A 702-nucleotide genomic window follows, 5' to 3' on the forward strand; every position below is an offset into this window, starting at 1 on the left:
GCCGCGTTTGGCCTGCAGCCGCATCGCAGCGAGACATTCAAGCTTTCCACCGATCCGCTATTTGTCGACAAGGTGCAGGATATCGTCGGCCTTTACATGTCACCGCCGAACCGGGCCATCGTGTTGTGCGTGGACGAGAAATCCCAAATCCAGGCGCTGGATCGCGAGCAGCCGGTGCTGCCAATGGCGCCGGGTGTCGCCGAGCGCAGAACCCACACCTACATTCGCCACGGGACGACATCGCTGTTTGCTGCGCTCGACATCGCCACGGGTGCGGTGATCGGCAAATGTTACAAGCGCCACCGGGCCACTGAATTCCTCGACTTCCTGAAGCGGATTGACGCCGAAGTGCCCAATGGACCGGACGTGCATCTGGTGATGGACAACTACGCCACGCACAAGACACCGAGGATCAAGGCCTGGCTGGCGCGCCGTCCACATTGGCATGTCCACTTCACACCCACCTCAGCGAGTTGGATCAACCAGGTTGAGCGCTGGTTCGCGGAATTGACGCGCAAGCAGTTGCAACGCGGTGTTCACCGTTCCACCGCCGATCTGGAAGCCGACATCGCCGCATTCATCGATGCCCACAACGAGAACCCCAAACCCTATAAATGGGTCAAATCCGCAGACGAAATCCTCGCCTCCGTCAAACGCTTCTGCCAGAAAACAATGAACCGAACTTCAGATTCGGGTGACTAG

General features: G+C 58.8%; 1 protein-coding gene. It reads left to right on the top strand.

Annotated features, from left to right (window positions below; all coding sequences use genetic code 11):
- On the top strand, positions 1–702 hold a 702-nt coding region (locus tag DQG18_RS15875), incomplete at its 5' end, for an IS630 family transposase (RefSeq protein WP_116655218.1).

It is taken from the genome of Pelagibacterium sediminicola (assembly GCF_003390885.1).
Classification (GTDB): domain Bacteria; phylum Pseudomonadota; class Alphaproteobacteria; order Rhizobiales; family Devosiaceae; genus Pelagibacterium; species Pelagibacterium sediminicola.